General features: G+C 52.7%; 17 protein-coding genes and 1 riboswitch. Of the genes, 16 read left to right on the top strand and 1 reads right to left on the bottom strand.

Annotation, left to right across the window (positions count from 1 at the left end; genetic code table 11):
* Window positions 1–63: 63 nt before the first annotated feature.
* On the bottom strand, window positions 64–756 hold the full coding sequence (locus PMI05_RS00640) for a M15 family metallopeptidase (RefSeq protein WP_007715924.1): 693 nt from the start codon (window positions 754–756) through the stop codon (window positions 64–66).
* A gap of 183 nt (window positions 757–939) precedes the next feature.
* A riboswitch (cobalamin riboswitch) is annotated at window positions 940–1,156 on the top strand.
* On the opposite strand from PMI05_RS00640, the gene PMI05_RS30610 reads away from it, so the two are divergent.
* The 16 genes from PMI05_RS30610 to PMI05_RS00560 all read left to right on the top strand — a co-directional run.
* On the top strand, window positions 1,113–1,310 hold the full coding sequence (locus PMI05_RS30610; RefSeq protein WP_007715922.1) for a hypothetical protein: 198 nt from the start codon (window positions 1,113–1,115) through the stop codon (window positions 1,308–1,310). Its footprint overlaps the riboswitch before it by 44 nt.
* A 10-nt stretch (window positions 1,311–1,320) precedes the next feature.
* Entirely contained in the window at window positions 1,321–1,869 is a 549-nt protein-coding gene (cobO, locus tag PMI05_RS00630) for a cob(I)yrinic acid a,c-diamide adenosyltransferase (protein ID WP_007715919.1), read from the top strand.
* Window positions 1,866–2,981, top strand: a complete 1,116-nt coding sequence (gene cobD / locus PMI05_RS00625; protein ID WP_007715917.1) for a threonine-phosphate decarboxylase CobD — start codon at window positions 1,866–1,868, stop codon at window positions 2,979–2,981. The genes cobO and cobD overlap by 4 nt, the downstream gene beginning before the upstream one ends.
* Window positions 2,978–3,517: a bifunctional adenosylcobinamide kinase/adenosylcobinamide-phosphate guanylyltransferase gene (gene cobU, locus PMI05_RS00620; protein ID WP_007715915.1), complete on the top strand. Its 540-nt coding sequence runs from the start codon at window positions 2,978–2,980 to the stop codon at window positions 3,515–3,517. Before cobD ends, cobU begins: the two co-directional genes overlap by 4 nt.
* Window positions 3,514–4,254, top strand: coding sequence for an adenosylcobinamide-GDP ribazoletransferase (gene cobS / locus PMI05_RS00615; protein ID WP_007715913.1), 741 nt, complete (start codon window positions 3,514–3,516; stop codon window positions 4,252–4,254). Before cobU ends, cobS begins: the two co-directional genes overlap by 4 nt.
* Window positions 4,251–4,883, top strand: a complete 633-nt coding sequence (locus tag PMI05_RS00610; RefSeq protein WP_007715912.1) for a histidine phosphatase family protein — start codon at window positions 4,251–4,253, stop codon at window positions 4,881–4,883. The genes cobS and PMI05_RS00610 overlap by 4 nt, the downstream gene beginning before the upstream one ends.
* The gene (gene cbiB, locus PMI05_RS00605; protein WP_007715910.1) at window positions 4,880–5,830 is read left to right on the top strand and encodes an adenosylcobinamide-phosphate synthase CbiB; all 951 of its coding nucleotides are present in this window, start codon (window positions 4,880–4,882) and stop codon (window positions 5,828–5,830) included. Before PMI05_RS00610 ends, cbiB begins: the two co-directional genes overlap by 4 nt.
* A gap of 27 nt (window positions 5,831–5,857) precedes the next feature.
* Window positions 5,858–7,615: a precorrin-3B C(17)-methyltransferase gene (cobJ, locus tag PMI05_RS00600; RefSeq protein WP_007715909.1), complete on the top strand. Its 1,758-nt coding sequence runs from the start codon at window positions 5,858–5,860 to the stop codon at window positions 7,613–7,615.
* Between the two features lie 36 nt (window positions 7,616–7,651).
* The gene (locus PMI05_RS00595) at window positions 7,652–8,593 is read left to right on the top strand and encodes a sirohydrochlorin chelatase (protein ID WP_007715908.1); all 942 of its coding nucleotides are present in this window, start codon (window positions 7,652–7,654) and stop codon (window positions 8,591–8,593) included.
* A gap of 12 nt (window positions 8,594–8,605) precedes the next feature.
* Window positions 8,606–9,379, top strand: coding sequence for a precorrin-6A reductase (gene cobK / locus PMI05_RS00590; RefSeq protein WP_007715907.1), 774 nt, complete (start codon window positions 8,606–8,608; stop codon window positions 9,377–9,379).
* A gap of 2 nt (window positions 9,380–9,381) precedes the next feature.
* Window positions 9,382–10,032 (top strand): precorrin-8X methylmutase, encoded by a 651-nt coding sequence (locus PMI05_RS00585; protein ID WP_007715906.1) that lies wholly within the window; start codon window positions 9,382–9,384, stop codon window positions 10,030–10,032.
* Between the two features lie 4 nt (window positions 10,033–10,036).
* Entirely contained in the window at window positions 10,037–11,173 is a 1,137-nt protein-coding gene (locus PMI05_RS00580) for a cobalt-precorrin-5B (C(1))-methyltransferase (protein WP_007715905.1), read from the top strand.
* Window positions 11,136–12,365, top strand: coding sequence for a bifunctional cobalt-precorrin-7 (C(5))-methyltransferase/cobalt-precorrin-6B (C(15))-methyltransferase (locus tag PMI05_RS00575; RefSeq protein WP_007715904.1), 1,230 nt, complete (start codon window positions 11,136–11,138; stop codon window positions 12,363–12,365). The genes PMI05_RS00580 and PMI05_RS00575 overlap by 38 nt, the downstream gene beginning before the upstream one ends.
* On the top strand, window positions 12,362–13,072 hold the full coding sequence (gene cobI, locus PMI05_RS00570) for a precorrin-2 C(20)-methyltransferase (protein WP_007715903.1): 711 nt from the start codon (window positions 12,362–12,364) through the stop codon (window positions 13,070–13,072). The genes PMI05_RS00575 and cobI overlap by 4 nt, the downstream gene beginning before the upstream one ends.
* On the top strand, window positions 13,072–13,851 hold the full coding sequence (cobM, locus tag PMI05_RS00565) for a precorrin-4 C(11)-methyltransferase (RefSeq protein ID WP_007715902.1): 780 nt from the start codon (window positions 13,072–13,074) through the stop codon (window positions 13,849–13,851). Before cobI ends, cobM begins: the two co-directional genes overlap by 1 nt.
* Window positions 13,851–14,915 (top strand): cobalt-precorrin 5A hydrolase (locus PMI05_RS00560; RefSeq protein ID WP_007715901.1); only part of this gene is annotated, 1,065 nt, incomplete at its 3' end. The genes cobM and PMI05_RS00560, both read left to right, overlap by 1 nt.

Raw genomic sequence — 14,915 nt, 5'->3', positions numbered from 1 at the left:
TAAAGGAAAAAGCAAGACCGTCAGGCAGTATGCACTGACGGTCTTTTTCATGGATGTTATTTCTTACATCGACAAAACCCCGCCATAGATCGGCTCCTGCTGCGTTTTTTGTCCCCAGGTACGCGTCCCATACTCGAAATGCCACCATTCTTTCGGATAGTTGACGAATCCGGCGGCGGTCATCAAATGATAGAGCAGTCGGCGATTGTCTCGAATCTCGATGTCTTTTTGTGTAGGCTGTACGAGTTCTTCATAATGGCGAGTTGCAGCCCTTACACTGAAATCATCGAAGGCTGTCCCCATCTCCAGCCAGCCATCAGGTCCTGCGATAGTCAGATCGACTGCGCCACCGGATAGGTGAGGGGACGGCTTGGAGAGGTCTGTTGTTGGATAAGCGACGAATTTGCTCAATTCTTCGGTGAGCGCGGGTCCTTCCTGCCAGCCTTGTGAAAGCAAGGCTTCACGGAAACGTTCATACAAAGATGCCTGTACCTCGAATGAGCGCCAGCCGTCCAACACGACGAGCTTGTAGCCAACAGGCAGTTGCGCGGCTGCCGTGGCGAGCTTGCGTGCTGCCCCTTCTCGCAAAAAGGCTTCTGGCTGTGTTCCGGCATAGCCCTCGTGGTAGTAGGCTGGATAGACTGTGATTTGTTCACAAAGGGAAGAGAGTGGGATCATCGGTTCGCCACATTCATTGATCGGCAGTGGGCTGGGCAGGATCATGTCTGGTATTTTTGGAATCGGAGGAAATAGCATGACTGCACACCACTTTCGATTGTTTTGCCAATAGGGTAACGAAAATTTTCAAGTAAGTAAATGGTGATTATCTTAAATTTTCTGCCAATAGACACCTGCAAGGAATCGGCAGCTTTTGCTTGAATCCTCGGTAGCTTTTGCTATTATTAAAGCAAGTGTTTGTCAACGAAACGAATGACATATACATATGGAAGAGAAACAGGTCCTTGTTTTTGCGAAACCGATTCGCAGGAGCAAGGTTAAAAGGGAAGTTTGGTGAAAAGCCAACGCGGTCCCGCCACTGTAAGAGAGTAGCTGTTCTTCAAGGCACCATGCCATCCACTGCCCATCCGGGAGCGGGAAGGAGAAGAAGAGCGATGATCCTCGAGCCAGGAGACCTGCCTGTTTTTATGTTTACACTGATTTCCTTCGGGTCAAAGGAAGAGGTGAGGATTGTTGCTTTCGGCTATCCGCGCTTTGTTTTTCCTTACGTACTGGGGAAAACAGAGCGCTTTTTTTGTTGGCTTCGGAAAGTATTTGGAGGAAACAGCGGAGTTAAATACGTCACTTTTTGAGGTGGTCACGATGGAGAAAAACGATAAGAAGCGGGGCTTGACCCTCGTTTACACAGGAGACGGCAAAGGAAAAACGACGGCAGCAGTCGGATTGGCTGTGCGGGCGACAGGGCGCGGAAAAAAGGTGCTGATGGTTCAATTCATCAAGTCGCCGGAGCGTACATACGGAGAAAAGATTATTTTCGATAAATTGGGCATTGAAATTGTGCAAAAGGGCGTTGGCTTCACATGGACGAAGACACCGGAGGAGCATCGTCAGGCATTGAAAGAAGCTTGGGCGTTTGCCAGCGAAAAGCTATCTTCCGGAGCGTACGATGTCGTCATTCTGGATGAGCTGAATAATGCATTGGCGATTGACCGCTTCCCGATTGACGATGTGTTGCCATTGTCCGATGTATTGGAAGCGATTCAAAACAGGCCAAGTCATATCCACCTCGTGATTACGGGACGGGCAGCAAAGCAGGAGATTTTGGACATCGCAGATTTGGTGACAGAGATGAAGCCAATCAAGCATTACTACGATGAAGGGATTCCAGCTGTGCTGGGGGTAGAGTTTTGACAAGCGCAGGTGTAATAGAAACGTACGGTCATGGTGGAGACTTGCTGACCGCAGCGCAGCGCTTTGGTCGAGAGCCAGAGCAGTTTCTGGATTACAGTGCCAATATTAATCCGCTGGGGATGCCAGCAAGCGTTCGTGAGATGCTACTGGCTTCGCTAGCTGTTGTAGCGCATTACCCAGACCCTGGACATCGTGTGTTTCGTCATGCATTGGCAAAACGGCTGCAAGTGCCGGAGGAATGGTTGCTGCCTGCCAATGGTGCAGCGGAGGCAATGGCATTAGCCATACTCGGTCTTTCGCCGCAAACGGTAGGCGTGGTATATCCTTGCTTTTCGGAATACGCGCAACTTTCCGAGCAGTATGGTGCCCATGTCATTGGCTGCTTCGGGAAGGAAGCGAACGGGTACAAGCCCGATCCTGTAGAGCTGCACACTCTTTTTACCCAGTCTGATCTCGTATTTGTCGGGTCGCCAAACAATCCGACCGGAATCCTGTATCAACCGGATGAGCTGCGCCAAATGGCGGAATGGACGAATGAGACCAATACGTGGCTCATCGTGGATGAGGCTTTTCTCGATTTTGTGGAGGAAGAGCGGCAGTATACATTGGCGACGCAGCTGGAGCGCTTTCCCCGTGTGATTTTGATGCGTTCGATGACGAAAATGTACGCGATCCCGGGATTGCGCCTGGGTTATGCGATTGCGCATCCAGATGTCATTGCGAAGATGCGCCAGAAGCAAGTGAGCTGGAGCGTGAATGCACTAGCCCTTTTAGCTGGAGAACTGTGCTTGCAGGAGCAGGCATACGAGGAACAGACGCGCAGGCTCATAAAAGCAGAACGTGCGTATTTGACTGATTGCATCCGTAGTGAGTTGGGCTGGCAGTTATGGCCGGGGGAGGCAAACTTTTTGTTGCTGCGATCGCCAGAAGGATTGCCAGCTGAACAATTGCAGGCACGGCTCGGCAAAAAAGGCGTTCTGATCCGCAACTGTGCGATGTATCCCGGTTTGACGGCACATGATGTGAGAATCGCAGTGCGTGGACGAGAGGAAAATGAACGACTTCTGGCAGCGCTTCGCGAGGTACATGCGGAAGGAAGTGAACAGCGATGAGCTTGGTGCTGGTAACAGGCGGTGTCCGTTCAGGAAAAAGCCGCTACGCGGAAGAGCTTGCGATGACGTTGAGCAGTCGAGTCCTGTACGTGGCGACAGGCAAGGCCTGGGATGATGAAATGAAGCAGAGAATCGAGCTGCATCAGGCACGTCGTCCGTTGGAATGGGGCTGTGTGGAGGTAGGAGAGCGCTTAACCGATTACCACGCATTTAGTGAGCAGTATGATGTGGTGTTGATCGATTGTCTGTCCACCTGGGTGAGTAATCGGTTGATGAGCGTGGATGAGTCGGAATGGAGAAGTCCTTCACACACGCAAGCCCTGTTGCAGGAGGCAGAGGCATGGCTGTTCCTCGTTCAGAATTCCCCGCAAAGAGTCATTGCTGTCACAAGCGAGGTCGGATTGGGCGGGGTAGCCTTGAGTCGTTTGGGCAGATGGTTTGCGGATGTGCTGGGCGATGTCAATCAGAGAAGTGCGCGACAAGCAGACGCCGTCTACGCGGTTTTGTCAGGGATACCGTGGAGGATCAAAGGATGAGTGCATTTTTACACGCGATCTCGTTTTTTACGCGTATTCCGGTTCCGTGGCTTCGTCCTTCAGAGGAAGCATGGAGAAAAAGCGTCAACTGGTATCCCGCAGTTGGTTTGGTCATCGGTTTATTGCTATGGGGTGTACATCAGGCAGGCCTGCTGTTGTTTAGTCCTTGGATCACGGCTATTTTGACGTTGGTCGCATGGGTCTACGTGACTGGTGGTCTTCATATGGATGGGTGGATGGACCTCGCGGACGGTCTTGGCAGCAGCAGACCGAGAGAGCAAATACTGGCGATTATGAAGGACAGCCGCGTAGGTGCGATGGGCGTTCTTGCTGCGATTATGCTGTTGCTGATCAAGGCGGGTGCAGTCGCAGAGCTCTCACATCCGGGATGGGGCAGCTTTTTGATCGTAGCACCAGTGGCAGCGAGGACACATGTGCTTTTGTCGATCAAGCTCTGGCCGTATCTTTCGGCAGACAAAGGGATCGGAAAAGGCATCAGTGCTGGGCTTTCCGTTTCCTCTATCATCGTGAGCTACATCATCGTGTTTGCCGCAGGTTGGTATCTTGGGGGCTTGCAGGTCATCACAGCCATTTTCCTGTCGCTATTGTTCGCTCTACTGTTTTCACGCTCGGTTGCAAAAAAACTAGGCGGTTTAAATGGAGACTGCTACGGGGCTGTTATCGAAAGCAGTGAAGCGGTCGTTCTGCTGGTGTTAGTCGGGAGCTGGTGGATATGAAGCTAGTTTGGATACGCCACGGGGAGACAGACAGCAATCGTGAGCATCGATATTTGGGGCATAGCGACGTTCCTTTGAATGAGAGCGGGCATCTGCACGCGAGTGATTTGGCCAAGGAATTACCAGTGTTCATTGGGGGACCTGCTGCGATTTACTCGAGCGACCTGCTCAGATGCATGCAGACTGCCGAACCACTCGCAGCTGCTTTGGGGCTATCGGTTATTCCGGAGCCAGCATTGAGAGAGCTGTCTTTTGGTGAGTGGGAGCTGATGACGTACGACGAGCTGATGGTGTCGGACCCTGTGCGGGCCACGAGGTGGTACGACGATCCTTTTCGAAATCGACCTCCACAAGGGGAGAGTCTGGAAGAGCTGGGGATGCGCGTGGATCGTTGGCTACGGTCCTTGTTAGAGAGAGAGGACAAGGAGGAGGCATCCGATCCAGTCGTCATCGTCACACATGGCGGCGTGATCCGCTGGTTCCAGGCTGCGTGGCTCGAAAACAATCCTGACCGATATTGGCAGGTCGATGGCGTTAAGCATGGGGAGGCTCTGGTAGCGGAATGCTTGGATGCGCAAGGGCAGAGTTGGATGCGACAACCCCTGAAGAGTAAGAGAGGGACAACATGACAGAAGTATGGATACTGTGCGCGGCCTACTTGATTGATCGGGTGGTAGGAGACCCCAGGAGCCTGCCACATCCAGTGATCATCATGGGCTGGTGGATTACACGATTGGAAAGGGTTATACGTTTTCTCGTCAAAGAGGAGTCTCATTTGAAGCTGGCAGGAGTCCTGTTCCCGCTCGTGATCGTTGGTGGCAGCTACGCTGTCGTTTGGCTACTTTTGTGGGGAGTCACGTTCATCCATCCGGTGCTTGCTTGGATCTTGGGTGCCTGGTTGATTTCCACGACGATTGCGTCAAAAGGCTTGGCCGATGCCGGAATGGAGATTGCCCGTCATCTCGTGGCTGGGGATATGGAAGCGGCGAGACGCTCCTTGTCCATGGTAGTCGGACGCGATACAGAGCGGCTAGATGAACCGGAAGTATGTCGAGGAGCAGTGGAAACCGTGGCGGAAAACATTGTTGATGCGATCGTCTCCCCGCTGATTTACGCAGCGATTGGGGGAGCGCCGTTGGCAATGGCGTACCGTGCCGCTAACACCCTCGACTCCATGGTTGGCTATAAAAACGAGCAGTATATGAATCTCGGCTGGGCATCTGCCCGCTTTGACGATGTACTGAACTACATACCCGCCCGTTTGACAGCTTTGTTGCTCGTTGCCGCAAGCTGGCTGCAGCGATTGGATGGGAAGCAGTGCTGGGCAATGATCAGAAGAGATGCGCATTTGCATCCGAGTCCAAACAGTGGTTTGCCGGAAGCCGGAGTCGCTGGCGCATTAGGCGTGCAGCTCGGGGGACTGAACTATTACCAAGGTGTTGCATCGAATCGGGCAAAAATGGGAGATGCGAAGCGACCATTGCAATCAAGTGATATTGTCACGACGATTCGTTTGATGTATCTCGTTTCGCTCTTATGTCTGCTCGTTAGCGTGATGATATCGATTTTATTATAAACAGGAAGCGAAAAGGGGAGGGGCCTTATGAGCGGCAAGTTGTTTGTGATCGGGTTTGGTCCAGGAAGTTTTGAGCATATCACCAAGCGGGCGCGGGAAGCCCTGGAGGAGTCCGATGTCATTATCGGCTATTCCACCTACGTAGATTTAATCCGCGGACTTTTGACGAATCAGCAAATCGTCAGCACAGGGATGACAGAAGAAGTGACGCGTGCACGGGAAGCCGTGCGTCAGGCGGAAGAGGAAGGCAAAAAGGTAGCGGTCATTTCCAGTGGAGACTCAGGAGTTTACGGGATGGCAGGTCTTGTATACGAGGTGTTGGTGGAAAAAGGCTGGACAGAAGCAACTGGCGTACCAATCGAAATCGTACCGGGGATCTCGGCGATCAATTCCTGTGGGGCAATCCTCGGTGCGCCTATCATGCACGACGCATGCACGATCAGTCTGAGCGATCACTTGACGCCGTGGGAACTGATTGCTAAACGGATTGACGCAGCAGGGATGGCTGACTTTGTTATTGCGTTGTACAATCCGCGCAGCGGACGGCGTACCCGCCAGATTGTCGAAGCGCAACGCATTCTTTTGCAGTACCGCTCACCAGATACGCCAGTCGGTATCGTGAAAAGTGCTTATCGCGAACGCGAAACGGTTGTCGTGACGACTTTGGCGCAAATGCTAGAGCATGATATCGGCATGTTGACCACGGTGATTATCGGAAATACATCGACATTTGTATACGACGGCAAAATGATTACGCCGCGCGGCTACCAGCGCAAATACACGCTGTCTGCCGATGAGCAGCCACTGAAGCTACATCAGCGTCTGCGTGTAGAAAATGAACCTTGGTCGCTTGAGGCCTCTGAGGAGAGCCTTGCGTCAGCTCCGGCAGCACCAGCAACACCGAAGGAAGAAAGACCAATCGCCGTTACGGAGGACAGCGTAACTGCTACAGAACCAGCAAATCGTGCAGCAACAAGCACGGCAGTACTGGAAGCACCGCCTGTAACAGAAGCAGCCGCACCGAAAGCTCCTTTCGCATGGGCCATGGAGGCATTGACGGCTATCAATACGGCGAAAGGCATTGAAACCAAGCCAGCTGTAGGCCAAGTCAATCGTCCGGTGTCTACCTTTACGCCAGAGATGATTTTCGAATGCGCGGTAAGTCCGGGGGTCGCCAATAAAAAAATCACGCCGCTGCAAATGATGACGATTGCCGAAGTGGCCGGCGAAAAAGGCGAGATCGAATACACCCCACACCACCAAATGATTTTGCGCGTACCGACTGCCAGCCCTGAGAGCATCACTAGCCGCTTGCGAGAGCTTGGATTGATTCTCAGCCCAATCGGAGACGTTTTGCAGGTAAAAGCATGTGATTTCTGCGACGGCGAGAAAAAAGACAGCATTCCTTATGCCGACGAGCTGCACCAAAAGCTGGGTGGAAAAGAAATGCCGAAGGAACTGAAGATCGGCTTCAACGGCTGCGGGATGGCGTGCTATGGCGCGGTTCAAGAGGATATCGGGATCGTATTCCGCAAAGGAAAGTTCGATTTATTCCTGGGAGCAAAAACGGTGGGTCGCAATGCACACTCTGGTATTCCGGTAGCAGAAGGCATCGAAAAAGAAGAGATTGTTCCACTCGTGGAGCGAATCGTGAACCGATTCAAAAAAGACGCGTTTCCGAACGAGCGGTTCCACAAGTTTTTCCAACGTGTAGGTGAGCTGGAGGGCTACGCATGGTACGAGCCAGCAAAAGCTGAAATCGAGAACGCTGCATGCGGAGATTAATGCAAGAACACCGAATAAAAACGAGGGGGACATAAAATGGACGCAGTATTATTTGTAGGTCATGGAAGCAAGGATCCGGAAGGCAATGAAGAGATTCGCCAGTTTGTAGCGACGCTTACACCGGACTTGGATGTACCGATTATCGAGACGTGCTTTCTAGAGTTTGCCCGTCCTGACATGCTGCAAGGATTGAATACATGCGTGGCTAAGGGAGCGACCCGTGTAGCGGTGATTCCAATCATCCTGTTCTCTGCCGGACATGCAAAAATTCATATTCCAGCTGCCATCGATGAGGCGAAAGAGCTGCACCCACACGTTCAGTTCATCTACGGACGTCCGATCGGTATTCACGACGAAGTCATCAATATTTTGACCGCACGTATGGAAGGGGCAGGCTTTTCCTCTGGGGAAGACCACGATGATCTGGCAGTACTCGTAATCGGACGCGGCAGCAGCGATGCAGATGCCAATAGCGATATTTACAAAATGTCTCGACTGTTCTGGGAGCGATACAAAGCCAAGTGGGTAGAGACTGCCTTCATGGGCGTGACGTATCCATTGTACGACGAGGGCGTTGAGCGTTGCCTGAAGCTAGGTGCGAAGCGCATCGTTCTCTTGCCGTACTTCTTGTTCACGGGTGTGCTGATCAAACGGATGAGCGACCAGCTGGAGAAGTTCCGCGAGCAATATCCAGAAGCCCAGTTCGAAATGGCCGAGTATTTTGGCTTCCATCCGTTGCTGAAAGAAGTGCTCAAGGATCGTGTGGTGGAAGCGTTGCACGGTGAAGTGAAGCTGAACTGTGATACCTGTCAGTACAGGCTGGCAGCGATGGAGCACATCGACCATCACCATCACCACCACGATGACGAGGATGGACATCATCATCACCACCACCATCATCATCATGACCACGACCACGACCATGATCACGATCATGACCACAAGCATGATCACAAGCACGACCACGTTACCAAGTAGGAGGGAGACAGCATGATTCTGGTACTGGCTGGAACGAGCGACGCGCGCGAGTTGGCTTTGCAAATCAAGGACAAGGGCTACGAGCTGTTGACGACGGTCGTCACTGACAATGCTGCGAAAAGTATGGAGGAGGCGGGCGTGCCTGTCCAGGTCGGACGCCTGACCGCCGAAGATATTCAGCAGCTGATCCAAGAGAGAGCCGTGCAATGCGTGGTCGACGCGAGTCATCCTTTCGCAGAGGAAGCCTCCAAAAACGCCATGGCAGGAGCACAGGGCGCGGGAGTCCCCTACATTCGCTACGAGCGGGAAAGCCTTTCCTCACCGGGCAGCGAGAAGCTGATTGTAGTAGAAGACTACGTCCAGGCGGCTGAGCTGGCGGCTGAAAAGCGTGGCGTCATCATGCTGACGACAGGAAGCAAGACGCTGAAAACGTTCACGGATCGGCTGTTGGGCCTGCAGGACACGACGCTGGTAGCACGCATGCTGCCGCGTCTTGACAATATGCAGAAATGCGAAGAGCTCGGTGTCGAGCAAAAAAACATCGTCGCGATGCAAGGTCCTTTTTCCAAGGAGCTGAACAAAGCGCTCTACGATCATTATGGTGTTACGCTGATGATTACCAAGGAGAGCGGCAAGGTAGGCGCTTTTGACGAAAAAGTGGAAGCGGCACTGGAAATGGGTATCGAAACAATTGTCATCGGTCGTCCGAAGATCGATTATGGAACGAAGTTTTCGGATTACGCCAGCGTGCTGGGCGAACTCAAACAAGTGACTGGAGGAAACTAACCATGGATTTCAAAACGGAATTTAAACCAATGACCGTACAACCGCAAGAGATTGAAGAATTGAGCTTTCAAATCATTACAGATGAGCTGGGCGAGCATTCTTTTACAGAAGAACAATATCCGGTAGTACAACGTGTCATCCACGCATCCGCAGACTTTGACCTCGGACGCAGCCTTGTTTTCCACCCGGATGCAGTAAAATCAGGCATCGAAGCGATCCGCAGCGGCAAAATCGTCGTAGCAGATGTACAAATGGTGCAAGTCGGTATCAGCAAAAACCGCATTGAGAAATTCGGCGGAGAAGTGAAGGTGTACATCTCTGACCGCGATGTGATGGAAGAGGCGAAGCGTCTGAATACGACCCGTGCGATCATTTCCATGCGCAAAGCGATCAAGGAAGCGGATGGCGGAATCTTTTGCATCGGAAACGCACCTACGGCACTCCTGGAGCTGATCCGCATGGTGAAGGAAGGCGAAGCAAAGCCAGGTCTGGTGATCGGGATGCCAGTTGGCTTCGTATCTGCTGCAGAATCCAAGGAAGAGCTGGCGAAGCTCGATATTCCATTCATCACGAATATGGGACGTAAAGGCGGAAGCCCAGTAACCGTAGCAGCATTGAATGCCATTTCGATCATGGCGGAACGGTTGGGCTAAGCAGATGGCAGCCAAAGCAGCAACGGACGAAAAAGAGGCAAAGCCCCTCCGCCACGGATATACGACTGGATCATGTGCAACGGCTACGACCAAGGCTGCTTTGATCGCGCTGATTACTCAGGAAGAGCAAAGCCAAGCGACGATTCGCCTGCCAATCGGCGAGGACGTCACCTTTCAGATGGAGAGCTGTGAATTTTCATTGGAGAGGGCGACAGTAGGCACGATCAAGGATGGGGGAGACGACCCTGACGCGACACACGGTGCCCTTATCCTCTCTACCGTAGAATGGTCGGATGAGCCTGGCATTATTTTGGATGGCGGACTCGGTGTGGGACGGGTGACCAAGCCAGGTTTGCCCGTTCCGATTGGCGAGGCAGCGATCAATCCCGTCCCGCGCAAAATGATCAGGGAAACCGCGCAGGCTGTTCTGGATGAGTACGGGACACAACGCGGGATCAAAATCGTCATCTCCGTGCCCGCGGGCGAGGAAATCGCCAAAAAAACATTGAATGGACGACTCGGCATACTCGGCGGCATCTCCATTTTGGGGACGCGTGGAATCGTGGTGCCGTTTTCCACTTCTGCTTACAAGGCAAGCGTGGCGCAAGCGGTCAATGTCGCGAAGGAAGCCGGCTGCGATCATATTGTCCTGTCGACGGGCGGAAAGAGTGAATCCTACGGGGTCGCTACTTATCCAGAGCTGTCGGAAGAAGCATTCGTGGAAATGGGCGATTTCGTCGGCTTTTCCCTCAAACAGTGCAAGAACAAGGGTATGCGAAAAGTGACCTTGGTCGGGATGATGGGCAAGTTTTCCAAAGTAGCGCAGGGCGTCATGATGGTTCACTCCAAAAGCGCACCGGTTGACTTCGGCTTCCTCGCTCAAATGGCGGCAGATGCGGGAGCTTCGCAGGAGCGTATTGACGAAATTTTGGGAGCCAACACCGCTTCGCAGGTAGGCGATATGATGGTGGACACGCCCGCCTTTTTCGAGATCATGTGCGAAAACTGCTGTCGCGCTGCACTTAAGGAAGTGGGCGGCGGCATCGAGGTCGAAACCATCATCATCACAATGAAAGGGTCCCTGTTGGGAAGGGTGACGATCAATGACACAGGCGATGAAAGTAATTGGAATCGGGGATGATGGACAGCAGAGTCTGCTGCCGTTGTACCGGACTTGGATAGAAGAAAGTGAACTGTTGGTCGGAGGAGAGCGACACCTCAGTTTTTTCCCGGAGTATAGAGGGGAAAAGCGTGTACTGAAGGGCGGTCTGACTGCCATGGTGGAGGAACTGCGTACAGAGACGCGCAAGACGGTCATTCTGGCGTCAGGTGACCCGCTCTTTTACGGGATCGGCAGCTTGCTTGCAAAAAAGCTAAACGTGGAGATTTACCCGCACCTAAGCTCCATCCAGCTCGCTTTTGCCAAAATGGGAGAAGCATGGCAGGATGCGACACTTGCTAGCGTGCACGGGCGCAGTATAAAAGGTCTGGCACAGCGGATCGATGGGAAAGAAAAGGTTGCACTGTTGACGGATCGGGAAAACTCGCCAGCAGCGATCGCCCGCTATCTCCTTTCGTTCCACATGACCGAGTACGATGCGTTCGTGGCGGAGAATCTAGGCAGTGCGGAAGAGCGGACAGGCTGGTATTCCCTTGAGGAAATGGCAGATGGTATCTTCTCTGATCTGAATGTCGTGATTTTGAAAAAACGCCGTCCAAGCCCGGTATGGCCGTTTGGAATCGCAGATGAAGAGTTCTCCCAGCGCAAGCCAGACAAGGGACTCATTACGAAAAAAGAAGTGCGCATTTTAAGCATTGCACAGCTACAATTGCATGCCAAAAGCATCGTTTGGGACATCGGCACCTGCACAGGCTCTGTCGCAATCGAAGCGGCACGAATTGCACGTGAGGGTGAAGTGTACGGCGTAGAGAAGAACGTGGACGATCTGGAAAACTGCCGCCAGAACATGGCGAAGTTTCGCACGGATTTGACAGTGATCAATGCACGTGCCCCACATGGCTTGGATGAGTTCCCAGACCCGGATGCCGTATTTATCGGCGGCAGTGGCGGAGAATTGCGCGAGCTGTTGAACATCTGCTGCACTCGATTGCGCCCGAATGGCCGGATTGTGGTGAACGCAGCGACCATTGAGACATTGTACGAAGCGACACAAGCATTTGCGCAGGAAGGATTCGAGACATCGGTGACACTGGCGCAGCTATCGCGCAGCAAGCCGATTTTATCCCTGACGCGCTTTGAAGCATTGAATCCGATCTACATCATTACGGCCTGGGCCAAGCAGGCAGAAGAACAAGGAGGAGACAGCAAGTGACTAAGATCGGAACATTGTACGGACTGGGAGTAGGTCCCGGCGACCCTGAATTGATTACCGTCAAAGCATTTCGTCTATTGCAGCAATCGCCAGTGATTGCGTACCCGAAAAAACGAATGGGCAGCAAAAGCTACGCACATCAAATCGCGGAGCTGTATGTGCAGTCCCCAGACAAGGAAATGCTCGGACTCGTATTCCCGATGACGCGGGACAAAGAAATTTTGGAGCGTGAGTGGAACAACACGGTGGAGATCGTCTGGGAGCGTTTGTCTGAAGGCAAGGATGTCGCTTTTGTAACGGAAGGCGATCCGATGTTTTACAGCACGTTTATCCACATGATGCGCGTCATGCATGAGGAACACCCGGAAGTGCCAATCGTGACCGTACCAGGCGTCTCTTCGTTTCTGGGAGCAGCTTCCCGCTTCAATCTGCCACTGGCGGATGGCGACGAGCAGATCGGAATCATCCCGGCAACAGAAGACAAGGAAGCCATGCGCAAAGCGCTTGAGAACCACGATACCGTCGTGTTCCTGAAGGTAGCAAAAGTACTGCCAATGATCATTGGTTTGCTGAAAGAAATGGGGCTGGCTGAAAAGGCAGCGGTAGCGACCAAGGTCACTTCCTCCGAGGAAATGGTTTGGACCGATATGCGTGAACTAGAGCGGGCAGAGCTTAGCTATCTTACACTGATGGTGGTGAAAAAGTAATGAAACTGTACATAGTGGGTGCGGGTCCCGGCGACCCTGATTTGATTACGGTAAAAGGCTTGAAGCTACTGCAAAAGGCAGACGTCATTATGTATACCGACTCTCTCGTGAACGAGGATTTGGTAGCAATGAGCAATCCCGATGCAGAGGTACTGCAAAGCTCGGGTATGGCATTGGAAGAAATGGTAGAACTGTTGGTAGACCGGATTCGTAGCGGAAAAACAGTCGTACGCCTGCATACAGGTGATCCCTCCATTTATGGCGCGATCATGGAACAGATCGCACTGTTGAAGGAAAAGGGCATCGAGGTAGAAATCGTTCCAGGTGTGAGCTCCGTATTTGCGGCAGCGGCAGCAGTAGGCGCCGAGCTGACGATTCCTGATCTGACACAGACGATCATCCTTACCCGCGCAGAAGGTCGCACACCAGTACCTGAAAGAGAAAAGCTGCGTGCACTCGCTGAGCATCATTGCACGTTGGCTCTGTACCTTAGCGCGACTTTGACGAAAAAAGTAGTCCGCGAGCTGGTCGATGCAGGCTGGAGCGAGGACACACCTGTCGCAGTCGTACAACGTGCGAGCTGGCCGGATCAATTGATCGTCCGCACGACGTTGAAAAACTTGGACGAAGACATGGGCAAAAACGGCATTCGCAAGCACGCGATGATTTTGGCTGGCTGGGCATTGGACCCAAACATCCACGACAAGAGCGAGCAATACCGTTCCAAGCTGTACGATAAAACCTTTACACACGGGTTCAGAAAAGGTGTGAAGGAATAATGAAGATCATCGAACTGATCGAGGGAGAAATCCCTGTTATCGAGCAGCGCGGAGACTATGCGATCGTCGCCATCACGAAGCACGGAGTAGAGATGGCGCGCGATCTGGCACAGAAATTCCCTGGGACAGACCTGTACTACATGAGCAAGTTCGAGCGCGGAGACGAGGAAGCGCGCGGCATCCAGCTGTTTTCGAACAGTGTACGGATGCTGTTTCCCGCTCTCTGGCCTGCTTATAAAGGTTTAATCATCATTATTTCACTGGGTGCGGTTATTCGGATGATCGCACCTTTGCTCGAAGATAAAAAGAAAGACCCAGGTGTCGTCGTCGTCGATGACCGTGGGGAGAATGTCATCAGTGTGCTGTCCGGCCATTTGGGCGGTGCCAATGAGCTGGCTCGCGAGGTAGCGGCAGTCATGGATGCTCGTCCGATTATCACGACAGCATCTGACGTACAAAAGACGATCCCGGTCGATCTATTCGGTAGACGTTTTGGTTGGGAGTGGGATTCCGCTGAAAAGCTGACCCCTGTCAGTGCTTCTGTCGTAAATGAGGAGCGCGTAGCTGTCATCAATGAATCCGGTGAACGCGACTGGTGGATGCATGACACACCGATGCCACCGTCCATCAAGGAATACGCGACAATCGCTGAGGCAAAAGCCGATCAGCCGCAAGCTGCTCTAGTCGTTTCTCACCGCTTGCTCACACCGGAGGAACAAACGATGTTGGACAACGGCGTCCTTTATCGTCCGAAGGTAATCGTGCTCGGGATGGGCTGCAACCGTGGAACCTCCGTAGAGGAGATCGAGGCAGTCATCAAGGAAACGCTGGATGAACTGCAATTTTCAATCAAAAGCGTAAAAGCACTGGCCACCATCGAGTTGAAAAAGGATGAAGCGGGATTGATCGCCGTTTGTGAAAAATACGGCTGGCCATTCGTCTGGTATTCGCCGGAAGAGTTGAATCAGGTAGAAATCAGCGATCCGTCTGATACCGTCTTCAAATTCACTGGAGCGTACGGAGTGAGCGAGCCTGCCGCGAAGCTGTATGCTGGCGCGGGCGAA

This window comes from Brevibacillus sp. BC25 (genome assembly GCF_000282075.1).
Taxonomy (GTDB): domain Bacteria; phylum Bacillota; class Bacilli; order Brevibacillales; family Brevibacillaceae; genus Brevibacillus.
The sequence above is the reverse complement of the archived record's forward strand: the minus strand, read 5'-3'. Positions and strand labels throughout refer to the sequence as shown.

Coding starts and splice junctions, on each gene's coding strand:
- cobM (WP_007715902.1), top strand. CDS start 13,072: ATGAAACTGTACATAGTGGGTGCGGGTCCCGGCGACCCTGATTTGATT.
- cobK (WP_007715907.1), top strand. CDS start 8,606: ATGATTCTGGTACTGGCTGGAACGAGCGACGCGCGCGAGTTGGCTTTG.
- PMI05_RS00585 (WP_007715906.1), top strand. CDS start 9,382: ATGGATTTCAAAACGGAATTTAAACCAATGACCGTACAACCGCAAGAG.
- PMI05_RS00575 (WP_007715904.1), top strand. CDS start 11,136: ATGACACAGGCGATGAAAGTAATTGGAATCGGGGATGATGGACAGCAG.
- cobO (WP_007715919.1), top strand. CDS start 1,321: ATGGAGAAAAACGATAAGAAGCGGGGCTTGACCCTCGTTTACACAGGA.
- PMI05_RS00610 (WP_007715912.1), top strand. CDS start 4,251: ATGAAGCTAGTTTGGATACGCCACGGGGAGACAGACAGCAATCGTGAG.
- PMI05_RS00640 (WP_007715924.1), bottom strand. CDS start 756: ATGCTATTTCCTCCGATTCCAAAAATACCAGACATGATCCTGCCCAGC.
- cobJ (WP_007715909.1), top strand. CDS start 5,858: ATGAGCGGCAAGTTGTTTGTGATCGGGTTTGGTCCAGGAAGTTTTGAG.
- PMI05_RS00580 (WP_007715905.1), top strand. CDS start 10,037: ATGGCAGCCAAAGCAGCAACGGACGAAAAAGAGGCAAAGCCCCTCCGC.
- PMI05_RS00595 (WP_007715908.1), top strand. CDS start 7,652: ATGGACGCAGTATTATTTGTAGGTCATGGAAGCAAGGATCCGGAAGGC.
- cobS (WP_007715913.1), top strand. CDS start 3,514: ATGAGTGCATTTTTACACGCGATCTCGTTTTTTACGCGTATTCCGGTT.
- PMI05_RS30610 (WP_007715922.1), top strand. CDS start 1,113: ATGATCCTCGAGCCAGGAGACCTGCCTGTTTTTATGTTTACACTGATT.
- cbiB (WP_007715910.1), top strand. CDS start 4,880: ATGACAGAAGTATGGATACTGTGCGCGGCCTACTTGATTGATCGGGTG.
- cobU (WP_007715915.1), top strand. CDS start 2,978: ATGAGCTTGGTGCTGGTAACAGGCGGTGTCCGTTCAGGAAAAAGCCGC.